Source organism: Pelotomaculum schinkii (assembly GCF_004369205.1).
Classification (GTDB): Bacteria; Bacillota; Desulfotomaculia; order Desulfotomaculales; family Pelotomaculaceae; genus Pelotomaculum_C; species Pelotomaculum_C schinkii.
Map to the genome: position 1 here is coordinate 168,332 of NZ_QFGA01000003.1, position 17,580 is coordinate 185,911.

General features: G+C 46.6%; 21 protein-coding genes and 2 pseudogenes. 20 read left to right on the forward strand and 3 right to left on the reverse strand.

The annotated features are described in order from the left end of the window. Positions 1-77 precede the first annotated feature (77 nt). Complete coding sequence (gene gerPC, locus Psch_RS16880) at positions 78-431, forward strand: spore germination protein GerPC (protein WP_190258998.1); 354 nt, start codon at positions 78-80, stop codon at positions 429-431. A gap of 108 nt (positions 432-539) precedes the next feature. Beyond that, entirely contained in the window at positions 540-755 is a 216-nt protein-coding gene (locus Psch_RS16885; RefSeq protein WP_190258999.1) for a hypothetical protein, read from the forward strand. Between the two features lie 80 nt (positions 756-835). Here Psch_RS16885 and Psch_RS16890 read toward each other — a convergent pair whose 3' ends face one another. After that, a complete protein-coding gene (locus Psch_RS16890; RefSeq protein WP_190259000.1) occupies positions 836-1,063 on the reverse strand; it encodes a hypothetical protein in 228 nt (75 codons plus the stop codon). Positions 1,064-1,352: 289 nt separating this feature from the next. On the opposite strand from Psch_RS16890, the gene Psch_RS16895 reads away from it, so the two are divergent. From Psch_RS16895 to Psch_RS16975, 17 genes and pseudogenes are all read left to right on the forward strand, one after another. After that, positions 1,353-1,691 (forward strand): hypothetical protein, encoded by a 339-nt coding sequence (locus Psch_RS16895; protein WP_190259001.1) that lies wholly within the window; start codon positions 1,353-1,355, stop codon positions 1,689-1,691. A gap of 225 nt (positions 1,692-1,916) precedes the next feature. Further along, positions 1,917-2,198 carry an Asp-tRNA(Asn)/Glu-tRNA(Gln) amidotransferase subunit GatC gene (gatC, locus tag Psch_RS16900; protein ID WP_190259002.1) on the forward strand — a complete coding sequence of 94 codons (282 nt, stop codon included), beginning with the start codon at positions 1,917-1,919 and terminating at the stop codon, positions 2,196-2,198. 44 nt (positions 2,199-2,242) lie between these two features. Further along, positions 2,243-3,700, forward strand: a complete 1,458-nt coding sequence (gene gatA / locus Psch_RS16905) for an Asp-tRNA(Asn)/Glu-tRNA(Gln) amidotransferase subunit GatA (protein ID WP_190259003.1) — start codon at positions 2,243-2,245, stop codon at positions 3,698-3,700. Positions 3,701-4,060: 360 nt separating this feature from the next. Then, on the forward strand, positions 4,061-5,500 hold the full coding sequence (gene gatB, locus Psch_RS16910; RefSeq protein ID WP_190259004.1) for an Asp-tRNA(Asn)/Glu-tRNA(Gln) amidotransferase subunit GatB: 1,440 nt from the start codon (positions 4,061-4,063) through the stop codon (positions 5,498-5,500). Between the two features lie 196 nt (positions 5,501-5,696). Further along, positions 5,697-5,835, forward strand: a pseudogene (locus Psch_RS16915) (DUF2164 family protein); the annotation flags it as partial. A gap of 187 nt (positions 5,836-6,022) precedes the next feature. Continuing rightward, positions 6,023-7,156, forward strand: a complete 1,134-nt coding sequence (nifV, locus tag Psch_RS16920) for a homocitrate synthase (RefSeq protein ID WP_134217951.1) — start codon at positions 6,023-6,025, stop codon at positions 7,154-7,156. 2 nt (positions 7,157-7,158) lie between these two features. Beyond that, positions 7,159-7,329 (forward strand): isocitrate/isopropylmalate family dehydrogenase, encoded by a 171-nt coding sequence (locus tag Psch_RS16925; protein ID WP_345789100.1) that lies wholly within the window; start codon positions 7,159-7,161, stop codon positions 7,327-7,329. 283 nt (positions 7,330-7,612) lie between these two features. Continuing rightward, a complete protein-coding gene (locus Psch_RS16930) occupies positions 7,613-7,990 on the forward strand; it encodes a carbohydrate-binding protein (RefSeq protein WP_190259005.1) in 378 nt (125 codons plus the stop codon). 112 nt (positions 7,991-8,102) lie between these two features. Further along, positions 8,103-9,338: a glycosyltransferase family 4 protein gene (locus Psch_RS16935; protein ID WP_190259006.1), complete on the forward strand. Its 1,236-nt coding sequence runs from the start codon at positions 8,103-8,105 to the stop codon at positions 9,336-9,338. A gap of 32 nt (positions 9,339-9,370) precedes the next feature. Beyond that, positions 9,371-10,045, forward strand: a pseudogene (locus Psch_RS16940) (nucleotidyltransferase family protein); the annotation flags it as partial. Positions 10,046-10,302: 257 nt separating this feature from the next. Further along, positions 10,303-10,878 carry a hypothetical protein gene (locus tag Psch_RS16945; RefSeq protein ID WP_190259008.1) on the forward strand — a complete coding sequence of 192 codons (576 nt, stop codon included), beginning with the start codon at positions 10,303-10,305 and terminating at the stop codon, positions 10,876-10,878. Positions 10,879-10,890: 12 nt separating this feature from the next. After that, the gene (locus Psch_RS16950; RefSeq protein WP_190259009.1) at positions 10,891-11,301 is read left to right on the forward strand and encodes a hypothetical protein; all 411 of its coding nucleotides are present in this window, start codon (positions 10,891-10,893) and stop codon (positions 11,299-11,301) included. 92 nt (positions 11,302-11,393) lie between these two features. Continuing rightward, positions 11,394-11,576, forward strand: a complete 183-nt coding sequence (locus Psch_RS16955; protein WP_190259010.1) for a hypothetical protein — start codon at positions 11,394-11,396, stop codon at positions 11,574-11,576. Between the two features lie 691 nt (positions 11,577-12,267). Continuing rightward, positions 12,268-12,615: a hypothetical protein gene (locus Psch_RS16960; RefSeq protein WP_190259011.1), complete on the forward strand. Its 348-nt coding sequence runs from the start codon at positions 12,268-12,270 to the stop codon at positions 12,613-12,615. A 280-nt stretch (positions 12,616-12,895) separates the two neighbouring features. Continuing rightward, positions 12,896-13,126, forward strand: coding sequence for a hypothetical protein (locus Psch_RS16965; RefSeq protein ID WP_190259012.1), 231 nt, complete (start codon positions 12,896-12,898; stop codon positions 13,124-13,126). Positions 13,127-13,164: 38 nt separating this feature from the next. Continuing rightward, positions 13,165-14,553, forward strand: a complete 1,389-nt coding sequence (locus Psch_RS16970; protein WP_190259013.1) for a DNA cytosine methyltransferase — start codon at positions 13,165-13,167, stop codon at positions 14,551-14,553. 37 nt (positions 14,554-14,590) lie between these two features. Further along, positions 14,591-15,226, forward strand: a complete 636-nt coding sequence (locus tag Psch_RS16975; protein ID WP_190259014.1) for a hypothetical protein — start codon at positions 14,591-14,593, stop codon at positions 15,224-15,226. A gap of 229 nt (positions 15,227-15,455) precedes the next feature. Here Psch_RS16975 and Psch_RS16980 read toward each other — a convergent pair whose 3' ends face one another. Next, complete coding sequence (locus tag Psch_RS16980) at positions 15,456-15,821, reverse strand: hypothetical protein (RefSeq protein WP_190259015.1); 366 nt, start codon at positions 15,819-15,821, stop codon at positions 15,456-15,458. A 263-nt stretch (positions 15,822-16,084) separates the two neighbouring features. Between Psch_RS16980 and Psch_RS16985 the strand changes: the two genes are divergently transcribed. Next, positions 16,085-16,978: a tyrosine-type recombinase/integrase gene (locus tag Psch_RS16985; RefSeq protein WP_190259016.1), complete on the forward strand. Its 894-nt coding sequence runs from the start codon at positions 16,085-16,087 to the stop codon at positions 16,976-16,978. Here the strand turns inward: Psch_RS16985 and Psch_RS16990 are convergent. Then, complete coding sequence (locus Psch_RS16990) at positions 16,965-17,507, reverse strand: hypothetical protein (RefSeq protein WP_190259017.1); 543 nt, start codon at positions 17,505-17,507, stop codon at positions 16,965-16,967. The genes Psch_RS16985 and Psch_RS16990 overlap by 14 nt on opposite strands. Positions 17,508-17,580 lie beyond the last annotated feature (73 nt).

Genomic DNA, 17,580 nt, shown 5'->3' on the forward strand with positions numbered 1-17,580 from the left:
TGGTTATGAAAATTTGGAAATTTGATTGCGCTAATTCCGGAGCCTTTTATTTGAAATCTGATTAAGGATATGAAAATATGAAGCAATTCTTGTTTTCAAAATTAAAAAAAATTATCTTTCGAGATTCAAAGGCTAGCGGTTACTTGGATAAGATTCAAGAATTAGAAAATCAAATTGAACAAATTAAATTACAAATAAATGATAGAAAGATTGTAAAAATAAATAAAGTTGTTGTTGAAAAAATTGTTTGTGAAAAGATTGAAACTAATTACAAAATTGATTCTGTCGCAGTGGAAAATCTTACGGGAACAATGAATATTGGAACCATATATCCTAGCTCGAAGCTGAAATGGAGTCTTGATAAGAAGGAAAATTCCTTGGGACATACAGAACCTGAAAAACCACCAAGGATTAATATGGTTTATGAATAAAGGTATTGTTATCACCTTTTGACTTTTTAACAATATAATATAATATGAAATTTGCTGATAGTATTAAGGTGATATGAGGTGCAATTCAATGATTAAAGGGTTGGTTCGATGGCACAAATAGTAATAGGTAGTTTAAAAATAAATTGCATTAATTCAGGTGCGGTATTAAATATTGGAGACATTATTTTTAGTTTGCCTTCCAACAAAATTAGGTTGTCGGCAAGCGGCAATTCTTTTTGCTCTGGAGACGGTGTAACTGCAATAGTCCAAAAAGAGCAGCAAAGTCTTGATAGAGTTAAAAAAACTTTATTATCAAAAAAATAATATATACTACCATTATATCACAGATAACATTACTTTGTATCAAGACGTATTTTAAAGAGCAGCTTAATTGCTTTTGAGGCCTAATCCACTAGATCGTCATCGAATAAATTACTAGCCGGACTAGCTAGCGAAATAGTTGGTTCATTATTGCCGATATTTATCATAAGACAAGCATCACCGGTATTAAAAGCATTATCGTCAGCATTTTGGTTTATGGGAACTTTGTCGCGCGTTATGATAAGAGTTCCTAAATTAATTTTGCCTCCATATTGAATTACCAATTTAAAAGGACTTATTAAGAGGGGCATTGTTAACCTCCAGGTGATTTCCTGCCTCTGCAAAAGCAATCTGGTTCACTATGGGATTATCGGTGGCAGTCCTTTATTGCAAAATAAATATATATTGCATTTTATGTGTAAGAAGGAGATTTTGTTACGTAAAGTATCCGCAAGACCTGATGCGGGAGTTGAGAGCCTGGAAAACCGGTATCCGTCTCTGGTTACGCCCTTATTCGCCCACCCGGCGCGTCGGGGTCGCCCCAGGGAGGGCTTTTCCACTGTCCGCCACTTGGCCCGGACGTAAGAAGAACGCCGGGGTTTGTATAAATTATTAATACACGGCGGTGATGCAGTTGGGATAATTTATTATTTTTGGTCTTTTATTAAGCCTGTCATTAAAAGAGCTAACGGTAATATATCGCTCTTGATCAGAGGCATAGGGTTTGAAGGCAGAAGTGAAAAAGATTTACTTAGCCAGGTTGAGAGTTATTGTAATTATTTAAGAGAAAAATTGCGTAATGATGTTCAAAATGCGGCCATTATGCAAAACGCAGGGAATATTCATGGCAAATGGAATTTAGGAATATCAAATATGAATACCACTAGAAAAAACCTGGAAGCCCTTGAGACGTTTTATGATAAAGGTAGCTTTGATTAGCCTTGGGGAAGAGGTTGAGCCGGGTAATTTTGCTTTATTAAAAATCTGGCGGGAATGTCAAAGAGAGTCGCTGGCAGCAGCCCGGTTATATTTAAAATTATTCAGCATTGCCAGGACTTTGAAATATATGTTGGGTAATGGTATAATATTGTAGGTTTTTGTGTGATTATCTTGATAACAGCGGGATCCTGTCCGTATCCCGACAAATAGAGAGTAGGTGATATTTTGATCACGAAAGAGGACGTCGACCATGTTGCTCTCCTGGGCCGTCTGGAATTGACCGAGGAAGAAAGGGAGATGTACACCAGGCAGCTTAACGATATCCTGGGACATTTCCAGGCACTGGAACGCCTTAACACCGAAGATGTCCAGCCCACTGCCCACGTTTTACCGCTTAAAAATGTTTACCGTGAGGACTGGGTGGGGCAGCACCTTTCCCGTGAAGAGGTCCTGGCCAACGGCCCCGACGTAGAGGAAAACTGCTTCAAGGTTCCTAAAATTGTATAGACGATTGGTTTATTGATAACCCATCATCAGGGAGGCGATTTGCGTTGCAGCTTTTCCGGCTGACGGCCCATGAACTGCACGATCTTCTAGTAAAAAAGGAAATATCGGCGGAGGAATTAAACCTTGCCGTTTTTACCCGGGTTGAAGCGGTGGATGACAGGGTTAAGGCCTACGTTACCATGACCAAAGAGAGGGCCCTTGAGCAGGCCCGCTCGGTGGACAGGCAGATTAAAAACGGAGATAAAATCTCACCGCTGGCCGGGATCCCGGTAGCGATTAAGGACAACATGTGCATAGACGGGGTCCGGACCACGGCCTGCTCAAAAATACTGGCTAATTTCGTCCCTCCTTACAGCGCCACAGTGGTCAAAAGGCTGGATGGGGCCGGAGCGACCATGCTGGGCAAAACCAACTGTGATGAATTTGCCATGGGATCTTCCACAGAAAACTCGGCCTTCTTTGTAACCCGCAATCCCTGGGATACTGAACGGGTGCCCGGCGGCTCCAGCGGGGGGTCCGCCGCGGTCATTGCAGCCGGTGAGGCTATCTGTTCCCTGGGTTCCGACACGGGCGGCTCCATCCGCCTGCCGGCTTCCTTCTGCGGAGTGGTTGGGCTAAAGCCGACTTACGGAGCTGTTTCCCGTTATGGATTAATTGCCTTTGCCTCTTCACTTGACCAGATTGGTCCTTTCACCAGGGATGTGACCGACTGCGCAGCGATGCTGAATGTCATTTGTGGACATGATCCTCTTGATTCAACCTCGGCCAGTTATAATATGCCGGATTACACCGGCTTTCTGAAAAATGACGTGCGTGGCCTAAAGGTTGGAGTTCCCCGGGAATACATGGCCGAAGGCATTAACCCAGGGGTACGGGAAGTAATCGAAGAGGCGCTGGCCCGTCTGGAAACACTCGGCGCGCATGTTGAATACACCACCCTGCCGCATACCGAATACGCCCTTTCTACTTACTACCTGATTGCGCCGGCTGAGGCCAGCTCGAACCTGGCCCGTTATGACGGAGTACGTTACGGTTACCGGGCGGAAAACGCCGACGATGTCATCGACATGTTCATGAAAACACGCAGCGAAGGCTTTGGCTCCGAGGTCAAAAGGCGGATTATGCTGGGGACTTACGCCCTTTCCGCCGGTTATTACGATGCTTACTACCTGAAGGCTCTGCGGGTACGCACCCTGATTAAGCAGGATTTTGACCGGGCCTTTGAAAAATACGACCTGCTGGTTTCGCCGGTTTGTCCTACAACAGCTTTCCGGATTGGGGAAAAAACGGACGACCCGCTTGAGATGTACCTGTCCGATGTCTGCACTATTTCGATTAACCTGGCCGGGATCCCGGGCATGTCCATCCCTTGCGGGTTTGCGCAGGGGATGCCGGTCGGGCTCCAGCTTATGGGCCGGCACTTTGACGAGGGAACGCTGCTGCGGGCAGCCTACACCTTCGAGCAAAATACCGACTACCATAAAGCGTTTCCCGAACTTTAGGCAGTTATTTTAATCCCCTTTTTTGCTAGAGATGTCCAAAGATATAGTACACGCCGCAGCCGTGGTATCAGTAGAGAATTAAAACTTAGCAATGTGGATGCGATTTCAATTGCACAAGGCAATGGGGAGTGTCAATGGAGAGACATATGTCTTGTCATTTGCCTCACCTGTCTCAAAAATTTTGCTCGAAAAGGCTTGACTTGCGGGTTTGGGGTTATCCGGAGCGAGCGGAGGATAACCCCAAACCCACTACGCATGAGGCTTTTCGAGAACCCAGTTAACAATGACCTTTACTCCTTTACTATGTTTTCAGGTGCGGGAATGAATGCGAATTTAAGGACCGACCTAGGAGGGTTTCAAATGGCCCAGTACGAAAGTGTTATCGGCCTGGAAGTTCATATAGAGCTCAAGACCAGGTCAAAAGTATTCTGTGACTCAACCACCGAATTCGGCGGCGACCCCAATACCCACGTATGTCCGGTCTGCCTTGGCCTGCCCGGGACACTGCCGGTCATCAACAAGACCGTGGTGGAGTACGCCATCCGTGCCGGCCTTGCCATTAACTGCAGCATAGCCGAATTTTCCAAGTTCGACCGCAAAAACTACTACTACCCCGACATGCCGAAAAACTATCAGATTTCCCAGTACGACCTGCCGATCGCCCTGAATGGTTACCTGGATATCGAGGTGGACGGCGAGACCAGAAGGATCGGGATCACCCGGCTGCACATGGAAGAAGACACAGGCAAACTGGTGCACCAGGGAACGATTACGACCACCCCTTATTCACTGGTGGACTACAACCGGGCGGGGGTCCCCCTGATAGAAATTGTCTCCGAGCCTGACCTGCGTTCGCCTGAGGAAGCCCGCCGCTATATGGAAAAGTTAAAGGCCATCATTCAATATACCGGTGTTTCGGACTGCAAGATGGAAGAGGGCAGCCTGCGCTGTGACGCCAATATTTCTCTCCGGCCGGCCGGCAGCGCCGAATTCGGCACCAAGACCGAGATTAAAAACCTGAACTCTTTCAGGGCCCTCCAGCGGGCGCTGGCTTACGAAATCGAGCGCCAGACCGAAGTGCTGGAGGAAGGCGGCCGGATTGTCCAGGAGACCCGCACCTGGGACGAGGGCAAGGGCATAACGCTCCCCCTGCGCAGCAAGGAGTTCGCCCATGACTACCGTTATTTGCCCGACCCGGACCTGGTGCCCATGATCATTGACCGGGAGTGGGTTGAGGATATCCGCAGCTCCCTGCCGGAACTGCCCGATGACCGCCGGCAGAGATATATAGGAGAGTACGGTCTGCCGGCATATGACGCCACGATCCTGACCGATACCAAGGAATTGGCCGATTACTTCGAGGACTGTGTCAAAGCCTACCCCAACCCCAAGGTGGTCAGTAACTGGGTCATGGGTGACCTGACCAGGCTCTTGAATTCAGGCGCCGTGGATATTACCGGCTGCAGGATCAGGCCGGAACAGCTCGCCTCTCTGCTGCAGCTTATGGATAAAGGCACCATCAGCGGTAAGATAGCCAAGACAGTTTTTGAGGAGATGTTTGCCACCGGCAAGGAGCCCGGGGTGATCGTTAAGGAAAAAGGGCTGGTCCAGATCAGCGACGAGGGGGCTATTGTTGCTGTCGTGGACAAAATCCTGGCAGACAACCCCAAATCAGTGGAGGACTTCCGGTCCGGCAAGGAACGGGCGCTGGGCTTCCTGGTGGGCCAGGTCATGAAGGCCACCAAAGGTAAGGCCAATCCCGACCTTGTCAACAGGCTGCTTAAGGAAAAGCTTCAATAAATGTATGTGATTTGAGGAGAATATGTTAAAATAAATAAGGTGAACATGAGCCCCGTAGTTATGGCGGCCGTACCAAATGAATAAAATATCTGTAGACAATGGCGTCTTTAAACCCGGTTAACATAGGGTTTCAGGGCGCCTTGTCTTATATTAATGGATCATGCGGAAAAATTGTTGATAATACGATGGGGAGAAAAATTTGGCTGCAGGTCCCATTTTGGATTTCTTTATTGATAAATTGGCGCCTGAATTTTACAATCAAGGTGTTTGTTTATGATTCATACAAATATATGAGTGACAGAATAGAGGACTTATTAGGCATTCAAAAATATTAGATACAAAGTTTTTCAGTTAATTTATGGACACAAATTCACAGCAAGACGCCTAAATGTATACAATATTTTCAAACTATGATACTTCTATGTTGCGTGGATTTATGATACTATACGTATTACAAATTTCCCTCCGGATGTCTGAGGTAACAATCAAATATTTATTCAGTTGAAAAGGTGGTTTGGTTTAATGAGCGAAAAAGGAATTGTCATAGTGGATACCACCTTGCGTGACGGGGAGCAGACGGCGGGGGTTGTTTTTGCCAATAGAGAAAAAGTCCGGATCGCAAAACTATTGGATGAGATCGGAGTTCCCCAGATTGAGGCCGGTGTTCCGGTTATGGGTGGTGATGAAAAAGAAGCGATCCGGGCCATTTGCAAAGCCGGGCTGAAAGCGAGCATTATGGGCTGGAACAGGCCGGTGCTTAAAGACATCGAAGCTTCCCTCGAGTGCGGGGTTGATGCGGTGGCCATCTCCATTTCAACCTCGGACATCCACATTAAGCATAAGTTAAAGTCATCCAGGGAATGGGTCCTGGAGCAGATGGTGAACGCCACCCGCTTTGCCAAAAGAGAAGGCATGTATGTCTCGGTCAACGCAGAGGACGCTTCCCGCAGCGAACTGGATTTTCTCCTGGAGTTTGCCGGGGCCGCCAAGGAGGCTGGGGCGGATCGTCTTCGTTACTGCGACACCGTAGGCATTATGGAGCCTTTTACCATCTATGAGCAGATTAAGCGCATCAAGGACAAGGTGGACATTGAAATTGAAATGCACACCCACAATGATTTCGGCATGGCCACCGCCAACGCCCTGGCAGGGGTCAAGGCAGGCGCCAACTACGTCGGGGTGACCGTGCTGGGCCTGGGCGAGAGGGCGGGTAACGCCGCCCTGGAAGAAGTGGTCATGGCCCTCAAGCACCTGTATGATATTGATCTCAACTTTAAAACTGAAATGTTTGTGGAGGTGGCGGAATACATTTCCCGCGCCTCTGGCCGGGAGCTTCCCGCTTGGAAGGCCATTGTGGGTTCCAACATGTTTGCCCACGAGTCCGGCATCCACGCCGACGGAGTACAGAAGAACCCCAAAACCTACGAAGCTTTCCAGCCGGAGGAAGTCGGCCTGTTGCGCCAGATCGTTATTGGCAAACACTCGGGTACGGCAGCCCTGAAAGCCAAATTCGCTGAGTTCGGGATTGTCCTGACGGACCACCAGGCTCAGGAACTGCTCCCAAAAATCCGTTCTGTTACCATTTCACTGAAGCGGAACCTGTTTGACAAGGAATTAATGTATGTTTACGAAGATTATTTTGGAAAGAGGGATTAGCCTTGCTGCCCGGGGTGATGATGCTCAAGCACCTGGGTGAAATGGAAGCCGCCGGCAGAATTATGGCCGCGGTAATCAAAGTACTGGAAGAGAAAAAAGCGCTGACCTATGACCTCGGCGGCAGCGCCGGCACCAGCGGCATGGCTGACGCCATCATCGAGGCGATGGAGTAAAAAAAGAAGCAGGGGGACGGTTCTCCTGCTTCCATGCTTCAAATATTGATTATTAACTTAAATAAACTTAAAGTATGCTTCTTTCTGGGTAATTCGATAATAATACCACAGAATAGCATGCTTTTTTTATTCCTCACGCATCTTCCTTTGAAAAAAAGGAAGCAAAAGAACCGTCCCCCTGCTTTTTTTACATAATTTAGTCAAACAGCCGGCCTGGCTGCATAATATATCCACCTGTCAACCATACTATTATGGATACAATTTTCAAAAGGAGGTGGCTGTATTGGCGAACCGGAGCAGGTTCGGCGACAACGAGGCCAGGCTCAAAGCTATGCATGAAGTCGACTACCCCGGTGGAGTGGTAGTTGACCCCGTGCCGATAACCGCCGGGGAAGAAGTGACCGTTTTTTACAACGGACTGCTCGGCAAAGAAGGACAGGGACAGGTTTATCTGCACTACGGTTTCGGTAAGCACGACAGCTGGCGCAACGTGAGTGATATGAAAATGGAGAAAACCGGCTGGGGCTGGGTTACCAGCGTGGTGATGCCGGAGCATGAGGGGCGCTTTAACCTGTGTTTTAAGGATGGCGCGGACCACTGGGACAATAACAGCAGTGTCGACTGGAGCTTCCAGATTCATAACGGGAGCAACCGCTACTAAACGGAACAATCCCCACTGCAGTCCGGTGGGGATTTTTTAAAAATAAAATTAACCGCCGGACCTCCCAAGCACAACCAGGAGGTAGTGAGCGGTTTTAAGGGAGAGAATATACGTGAGGGTTTTAATGTTGTCCTGGGAATACCCGCCTAAAAGCGTCGGTGGTTTGGCCCAGCACGTTTATGACTTGACCGGCGCTCTGGCCTCAAACGGGGTGGAGGTGAGCCTGATTACTTCGGGAGGCCAGGGCGCCCCCTTTTTTGAAGATGTTAACGGGGTCAAGGTTTACCGGGTGGAACCTTACCAGGTGTCTTCGCCGGACTTTGTAACCTGGGTGGCCCAGTTCAACGTTGCCCTGCTGGAGCGGGCCATGCCTCTCCTGGCCAACACCGAATTCCATATCGTGCATGCCCACGACTGGCTGGTGGCTTACGCTGCCAGGGCGATCAAGTACGCCTCCCGGGTGCCGCTGGTGGTTACCATTCACGCCACTGAATACGGCCGCAATAACGGGCTGCACAACGATACGCAAAGACACATCAGTGACATCGAGTGGTGGATTACATATGAGGCCTGGAAGGTCATCTGCTGCAGCAACTTTATGCAAGATGAGGTGCGCCGGGTTTTCCAGGTACCCAATGACAAAGTGGCTATAATTCCCAATGGTGTCGACGTCAATAGCTTCAAGGGCCTCAGCAGGACTGCCCGGCGAAGTGAGTATGCCGCGCCCGATGAAAAAATTGTCTTTTACGTGGGGAGGCTGGTCATGGAAAAAGGGGTCCAGGTCCTCCTGGATGCCGCACCGGAAATTTTGTCCCATCACCCCAAGACCAAGTTTGTGATTGCCGGCAAAGGCCCTTTCATGGATGCTTTAAAGCGCCAGGCGGCCTTCCTGGGTATAGCCAACAGGGTCTATTTCACAGGGTATATCAACGACGAGGTCAGGAACAGTCTGTACAGTTGGGCCGATGCGGCCGTCTTCCCAAGCCTTTATGAACCGTTCGGCATTGTGGCGCTGGAGGCCATGGCCGCCCGCACCCCGGTGGTCGTTTCAGATTGCGGCGGTATCAGTGAGATCGTCAGACACGGTGAGGACGGGCTGAAGGCCAACACCGGCAGCAGTCATTCCCTGGCCCGCAATATACTGGCCCTGCTGCAGCAGCCGCAGCTTGGCGCTATGTTGAGAGAAAGGGCTTACAACAGGGCTATAAATGAATTCAACTGGAAAACTATCGCCCGGCAGACGGCCTCGGTTTACCATGAGGTATGGGAAGCGCACTGCGGAACTCCGTGGTTTGACCAGCGGCAGGGCAATTTTTTCAGCCGCTTCAACCGTCTCCGCGCCAGATAATCCAAGTGCAACAAAATGGAGGTTTTAAAGCCATGAAAGCCATTATCATGGCCGGTGGTGAGGGTTCCCGCCTGAGGCCCCTGACCTGCGGCAGGCCTAAACCAATGGTACCGGTATTAAACAGGCCGATTATGAGCCATATTGTAGCGCTTCTCAATGAGCACGGTTTTACAAATATAGGGGTCACCCTGCAGTACCAGCCGGAGGTGATCAAAGACTACTTCGGCAACGGGGCGGAATATGGGGTCAATTTGCGTTATTTTGTTGAGGAGTCGCCTTTGGGTACGGCCGGCAGCGTTAAAAATGCCGGCGGCTTCCTGGACCAGACTTTTTTGGTCATCAGCGGTGACGCCCTGACTGACCTGGAGCTTTCCAAAGCCCTGGAATTTCACAGGAAACAGGGGGCCATGGCCACCCTGGTGCTGACCCGGGTGGAGTGCCCGCTGGAATACGGCGTGGTTATCACCAGTGATAACGGCAGGATCACCCAGTTTCTTGAGAAGCCGGGCTGGGGCGAGGTCTTCAGCGATACTGTCAACACCGGCATTTACGTCCTGGAACCCGAGGCGCTGGACTATTTTGCGCCGGGAGAAAAGTTTGACTTCAGCAAGGACCTGTTTCCCCTGTTGCTGCGGGAAAAGAAGCCTCTCTTCGGCCTGGTGCTGCCCGGTTACTGGTGCGACGTGGGAACTTTAAAAACAAAGGTAACTATAGAAAGGACGGTCTTTTTAAGATATAAGGGTTGAGTTGACCCCATGTCACAACCCTATAGAAAAAGCTGGGAATACCAAGGCTTCGAAGCTCTTTTAAAGGCTTTGAGTTCAACAACTCAGGAGCCTTTTTTTAATGATAAGCACCTTGATCCGGGCGTTTTGGGCTTGATATATGAGAATACTGGAATACTATTTTATCGCGTCGGTTAGTGAACATTTTGGTAAGAATGCAAAGCAAGGGAGGTTCCGTGATGGAAAAATCAACAGGTTATGAAAAGTTAAAAATGGCAGTTAAAAAAGACTGCAATGATGGTAGAGGATGTTTCAATCCTAATGGTTGCAATAACGCTGAAAATAAACCTGGCGTCAAAGGTTGTTTCCACCGCTATTGCGACAAATTCAAGTGGGTTGTTGAAAGGGCAAAACATTACGGAGAAAAACTTGGGTTAAATTGGGAAGATGTTCTTAATCAGTGGGAAGCAGATAGGGGTTACTGGTACATGAATTATTACCAGGAAAGTAACCAGCCGGAAATAGGGAGCACCCATGTGCGGGTGTTTGAAACGGTCAGCGAAATGCTCCAAAGTATTGGAGACAAAGGTTTCCGTTGTCCTGTATGTGGCGGTGTTTCAACGAGCCCTTACGCCTGTAATAGCGGTATGAAGTTGAATAACGAAAAGATCTGCGATTGGAAAGTATATGGGTTGTTGAGGGATCTGGGTAAAGGTGTGTTCGTGTACTGCAAAGACAAGCTGAGAGGGGAAACAATCTTTACACCTATAGCTTGGGAAAAGACTGTTGTAGTTGAAAAAGAAACAAATGTATAAGAGGTATAGACTATGCAAATAAATCTTAGCACTTTAAACGAGGTACGGGGGCAGCTGGAAAAAGCATACATAATACCAGGGGATACCCCCGTAAAAGTCTATACCGAGAGACTAGACCGGGAGGCAAGCAATATTTACCGTACCCTGAAAACCTATGAAAAACATTACAAATACCCTCTTGAAATCATTGTACTTGGCAATAGACCGACCGGCTGGCGTTGCGTTTATTCTGCTATCGACGGAGAAATACTTGACGTCTATGGTACCGGCATAGAAAAGCAATACGTTTATATTTGCCCATATAACCTTATATGTCCGTTTTCTGGTGGCCGGGTGACAGATGCCAGAGTAGCTGAAGACATACACAGCTGCTATAAATCAAAATCCTGCAGAGATAAAAAAGGGGATATAAGACAAATATAAAAATCAACTTGAAACTAAAAACATACTTTTCCCGGTAAAAACCAACTTAAGAAAGTGAAGAATAATGTTGTGCAATAGTGGAGGTATTTCTTATGCACTATTACCTTGCTATTAATCCCCAAACTGGAAATTGGTGCATTAGTAAAACAAAAGATATTGCATGGAGCACTGGAGAAAACGTAGTGCTTGATACAGGCACTATTCTTGCCGACAAGGCAATTGAGATAGCCAAAAAATATTCAAATGAAAATAATGTTATGGTGCTTTGGGCGTGAACCGGACAAAAATTAAGTGGTGCGATTACACCTGGAATCCGTTGACCGTGCTTGCACGGATGTTCATTCATATTTGTTATGCTAGAAAAGGTTTGATAAGTATAAGTCAAAGAGCCTGTGCGACTGCGTGAAACACCTGCTGGCATACGGCAACTTTTCGACAAATGCAACATAAGCCTTAAAATCGCCGTCTACGGAGAAGTATTTCCGCCGGTTTTATCCCTACGTTTTGTCCTGATAAATTAGGTAAACCTAAAAAGCTAAAAAAGCCTACAAAGATATTTGCGGTCAGCATGGGTGAGCTCTTCGGGGATTGGATACCACAGGAATGGATTGACACGAACTTTTTTTCATATTTCTCTCCAAAAAATTTGCTAAAGATGGTGGAAAAAATATTTAAACACATGGGAAAGGCATTTTAACGTGAAGCAAAGGAGGTAATCGGATATGAAGAAACGAATCTGTCCGAATTGTGGTGAGGAATGTTTAAGTACAAATCAGACAAGTATCCTGGCGTGTCGATTTTGCGGTACTGAGATACTTCCCCCAGGCCCAGGTGTATGCCGCGTTTGCGGATGTACTGATCAATACGGCTGTCCAGAAGGATGTTGGTGGGTTGAACCTGACCTTTGTAGTAGTTGCGTCGAGGCGGCTACAGATCTGTAAAAAACGTAGCAGAGAGGATGGTAATATGCCTGAATATAGAGAGTTTAGGTGCTGTATGTGTCCGAATATAAATAGACCTCAAAAGACCCAATGCCCGACTGGACCGATGAAGTCAGAAGTAACCCCGTGTCGATTTATAAAGATATATATGGATCAACGTGGCTGGCTTTACCGGGTTATGCGTGGCTTTGGAGAAAATAATTATAAGGCTAGATATCAAAAACCAGGTAAATCCGGATGGAAATGTATTACCAAATTGGAATGGAGAAAGAGCTTTGATGACGCCCAGAGTGACCTAAATACCATGGCCAAGAAGAAAGGGTGGGAGGAGTATAACAATGGGAAAATCAAAAATTACACATCAGTGGGATAAGGATACAAGAGACCGCCTTTCTTAGTGCTTGATTACTCTTCTTGATGAGTCTACTCTACAACTCAGGGCAAACATGGGCACGTTAAAAACAAAGGTAACTATAAAAAGGACGGTCTTTTTAGGATATAAGGGCTGAGTTGACCTCATGTCACTACCTATAGAAAAAGCTGGGATACCAAGGCTTCAATCCTGAAGCAATATTAACGGCTCTGAGTTCAACAACTCAAGAGCCTTTTTTAGAATCACTTCGATCCTGGCTTTTTAGGAGGAGGTATTGAAATTGAGTATTCATACAGAATTCCTTGCCAGTACTCCCAGGTGTGTCCATGGTGATGCCCTAGCCGGTGGGGTGCAGTTCATAGCTAAAGAGATAATAAAAGGTATGCGGGAGCCTAAACAGGCGGCAAAAGATATTCTGAAAATAGTTGGCGAGTATTTTGAGGGGCGAACTGATGTAGATCCACAAGTGATGAATATGTGTAGGGCGGCAGCCAGACAGATTTTATCGTGAGTTGTTATTAAATACACCGCACAGCGAGGGGTGAATAAATGCAGCTACCTTTATTACAGGAAATTGTTATTGATCAGTTTGCTGGCGGTGGTGGTGTTAGCGAGGGGCTTGAAAACGCATTCGGTCGTCCGGTTGATATCGCTGTCAATCACGACGCCGCAGCCATCGCTATGCATCGAATAAATCACCCGGGGACCAAGCATTATCAGGAAGATGTGTGGATCGTTGATCCGTATGAAGTTTGTGCAGGGCACCCTGTCGCCCTAATGTGGCTGAGCCCGTCGTGCACGCATCACAGTATTGCGGCAGCAGGAAAACCAAAAAACGAACAACTGCGCGGGCAAGCATGGTTGTCGGTGAAATGGGCAAAAGCTGTTCGACCGAGGGTACAAATCCTTGAAAATGTTCGTGAATTTCAATCGTGGGGGCCTTTGATGGAAAACGGGCAGCCGGACCCAAAACTTAAAGGTCTGACATATCGCACCTTTGTAAGTGCAATGCAACAGCAAGGGTACACCATAGAAACAAAAATTCTCCGTGCCTGTGATTTTGGAGCTCCTACAAGTCGGGAGCGTTTTTTTATGGTCATGCGTTGTGACGGAAGGCCTATTGTGTGGCCGAAGCCTACCCATGGAGATCCAAAAAGCAAAGCGGTGAAGTCCGGCAGATTGATGCCCTGGAAGACGGCGGCTGATTGCATAGACTGGTCTTTACCATGTCCCTCCATCTTTGAACGCCGAAAACCTTTGGTAGAAAAAACGCTCAAGCGGATAGCCAAAGGAATACGACGCTTCGTGATCGAATGCGATGATCCTTTTATCGTTCCCGACGATGCTGCCGCCGGTAATTTGACAGATAAATCGGATATGGTTGTAGCTTTCTTGTCAAAGTATTACGGCGAAGTTTCGCCAACTGAGGCCCGCGGTCAACGTCTGGATGAGCCCCTGCACACTGTTAGCACGGCAAATAGGTTTGCACTGGTGACAAGTCATCTGATCAAGTTCCGGGGAGACAACTACGGTACGGCTACCAGTGAGCCACTTCCAACGATTTCAGCCGGCGGAACGCACATTGGAGAAGTGCGGGCTTTGTTAATTAAGTATTATGGCACTAATGTTGGCCAGAATTTGAATGAGCCACTACATACTATTCCGACTAAACACCGTTTTGGACTGGTGCTGGTTAAAGGAACGCCTTATCAGATTGTTGACATTGGATTCCGCATGTTAGAACCGCATGAATTGTACTTGGGGCAAGGGTTTCCTTCCACATACATCTTTAGTGGTTTTGAAGTGAGCGGGAAACCGATCACCAAGGCTGAGCAGGTGGCCAAGTGCGGAAATGCGGTGCCGCCTCAGTTTGCCGAGGCGTTAGGTCGGGCTAATTTGCCGGAGCTTTGCACTGGCTCTGACAGGTGGGCTATGTAGAGTGATTTTGATATGAAAGCGAAGCAAGAGAGGTTCCATGATGGAGAAGTTAACAGGTTATGAAAAATTAAAAGCTGCAGTCGAAAAAGACTGCAATGAGGGAAGCGGTTGCTTCAATCCTAACGGATGCGATAACAAAAATTATAAGCCGGGCGGCAAAGATTGTTTCCACAAATATTGCGATACATTCAAATGGGTTATAGAACGGGCGAAGCACTACGCTGAAAAACTTGGGCTTAACTGGGAGGATGTGCTTAATCAGTGGGAAGCCGATAGACGTTACTGGTATATGAATTATTACCACGAACTTAACCAGCCGGAAATAGGAAGCAACTATGTACGGGCGTTTGAAACGGTCAGAGAAATGCTCCAAAGTGTTGGAGACAAAGGTTTCCGCTGTCCTGTTTGTGGAGGCGTTTCAACGGACCCTTACACTTGTAATAGTGGGATGAAGTTGAATAACGGAATGATCTGCGATTGGAAAGTATATGGGTTGCTTGGGGACCTGGGTAAGGGTGTGTTCGTGTACTGCAAAGACAAGCTGAGAGGAGAAACAATCTTTACACCTATAGCTTGGGAAAAGATTGGTGTAGTTGACAGGAAAAAAATGTATAAGGTTATCTGTTTGGGTGACTATGGCTATTGCCCTTGCTCATTAGTGAACATTGAATGATTTTATAAATCCGTTAATTCTATATATGCTAATATTGCACGTTTTGTTAATTATGTGCATTAAGGCAAGGTGAAGCCGTTGGAAAATAAAATATCAAAACGAATGGTAGCTGCACTGGAAAATATGCGTCAATATGGAGATTATGAGCTATGGGAGTTGCTGTACTGGAATTCATGGCACGCAATCATAGGTGTTGGCCCTCCCAGTATTCGTACCGATACTAAAATAGTTACGCATAATAAAGGTAGCAATAACCAACCGGCATTTCCCGTAATTGCTTCTTTTCAATACTATTTAGCAATGCTGTTTCATTGCATATTCTGTCTATTAATGTATTTTCAATCACCGAATACCTTTCGTCGATGGCTTGTTTATTTTCGATATCCTTTAATATTTCCTCGGCTTTTTTATCGCTATATGACTCTTTAAGTATTGTTAGTTTTTGAATTAAATCAAATAAAACTACTGAATATAAAACTACTATACAAGAACGATAATTGCCATTATAGTAAGTCGACAGCACCTCTTCTAAATAGACTTTGGTTTTTTTGCTAGTAACATTTTTTATTTCTTCGTCGAGAATGAAATCCTTCATAAATATAACTCCTCTTAAATTTAGCATTATAGACAAAACATTACGGTACGAAAAAATTTAAGTAGTATGTATAGTTGATCTAGCTCCATGAGTTTCTGCTTATTGAGATGCATTGTAGAATAGGCCAATAGTTATTAAATGGAAAATTCAATATGAATAGTAAATCTCCTCCCGTTCAAGAAAAATATTCGGTAAATATGTCTTTCCCGAACAAAATCAACCCGGTAAGCCGGGTTTCTTGTATTTTAGGGGGTGATTAATGCATGGAAAATACTTCGGGAAATATTCTAAATGAATTTTTTGAGGAGATTTACTCTGAGGGTGCGGCCCGAAGCACGGTAGAAGCGTACCGAAAAGACTTGACATATTTTTTTAAATGGTACGAAGAAGTAAACGATCAGTTACAAGATCCGGAACAGATAACCAGCATCGACCTCCGGGAGTATCAAAATTTCCTACAAAATGAAAAAGAATTAAAACCGGCAACGATAAATCGAAGAATGGCAGCGCTGGAAAAGTATCTTAAGTGGGTGAAACAGGCCGGATATATTTCCCGCCTTCCAAATTTCCCAAAAACGATCAGGGAGCAGAAGGTTCCGCCGAAGTCCCTGGGTCGCACGGAACAGAACCGGTTGTTAAGAGAGGCGGAGAAGCGTTGCAATACCAGGGATTTTGCTCTATTGCGATTATTGATGAGCTGTGGCCTGCGGGTGAGTGAGGCCGTGGCCATTCGACTTATGGATCTGGATATAGGAGAGAGGCACGGTCAGGTAATCGTGAGAGGTAAAGGAAACAAGTGGAGAGAGGTGCCTATACCGCCAGATGCTCGTAAAGCACTGCGTGAGTGGTTGGCATACAGGGAGTTATTACCGGCTTATACTAACTCTCCATGGCTTTTCCCGAGCCGGAATGGTGAATATATATCAGCGCGGTACGCAGAGCAGGTAGTTAAGAACCTGGGGCAATTCGCCGGTCTAAATATTCACCCTCACATCCTTCGTCATACTGCTGCCACAAATATGATTAGAAGCGGTGCAGATTTGGTGACAGTGGCCCAGGTATTGGGACATTCTAACCTCAATACTACAGCCATATATACAAAACCAGGTAACTATTCAGTAAACCACGTAGCAGTAGCAGGAGCTATAAACTTGTGATAACCCCGACAGTATTTTTCAGTTCCCGATACTCTTCGTTAAATCTTTTTCGTATGCCGCTGCCATAAGTAATATTATAGGTAGTTATCAAACTGTCATAAATGATTTTACCTTCAAAGGGAAGAAGGACCGCCTTCGAATAAAGAGGCAGGGCATAAGAAGGAAACAGTTCCTCAATGTGACTGGCTATGCCGACTACACCATAGAGCTTGCCGTTACCCATGAAAACAGAGTAGTTCTTCAGGTGTTTGTAGATTAGAAAATCACCAATGACCCTCTTTCTCCAGCTCACCACCAGTGATAGTTCCCGCTCAGAGAAGCAAAGAGGGTTATCGGTGACTATACGGTTGATAATATCATCGCTTTCCCAAAGCTTGTCGCGGACCGGCATAATCGCGGTGGGGTCGACGTCATCAGCACCGGACGTATTTTTAAGCCCGGGTACCACCTGGTAGCAGCCATTGGTGTAATCGATCAGTTTAAAGAATACTTCATAGAACCAGACCGTATCTTCCCTGGTCAGCTTCATCGGCCAACCTCTCCAATCTGCGTAAATTGCGGGTGACTTGCTAAAATCATTCGTAAATATAATTAACACCAGC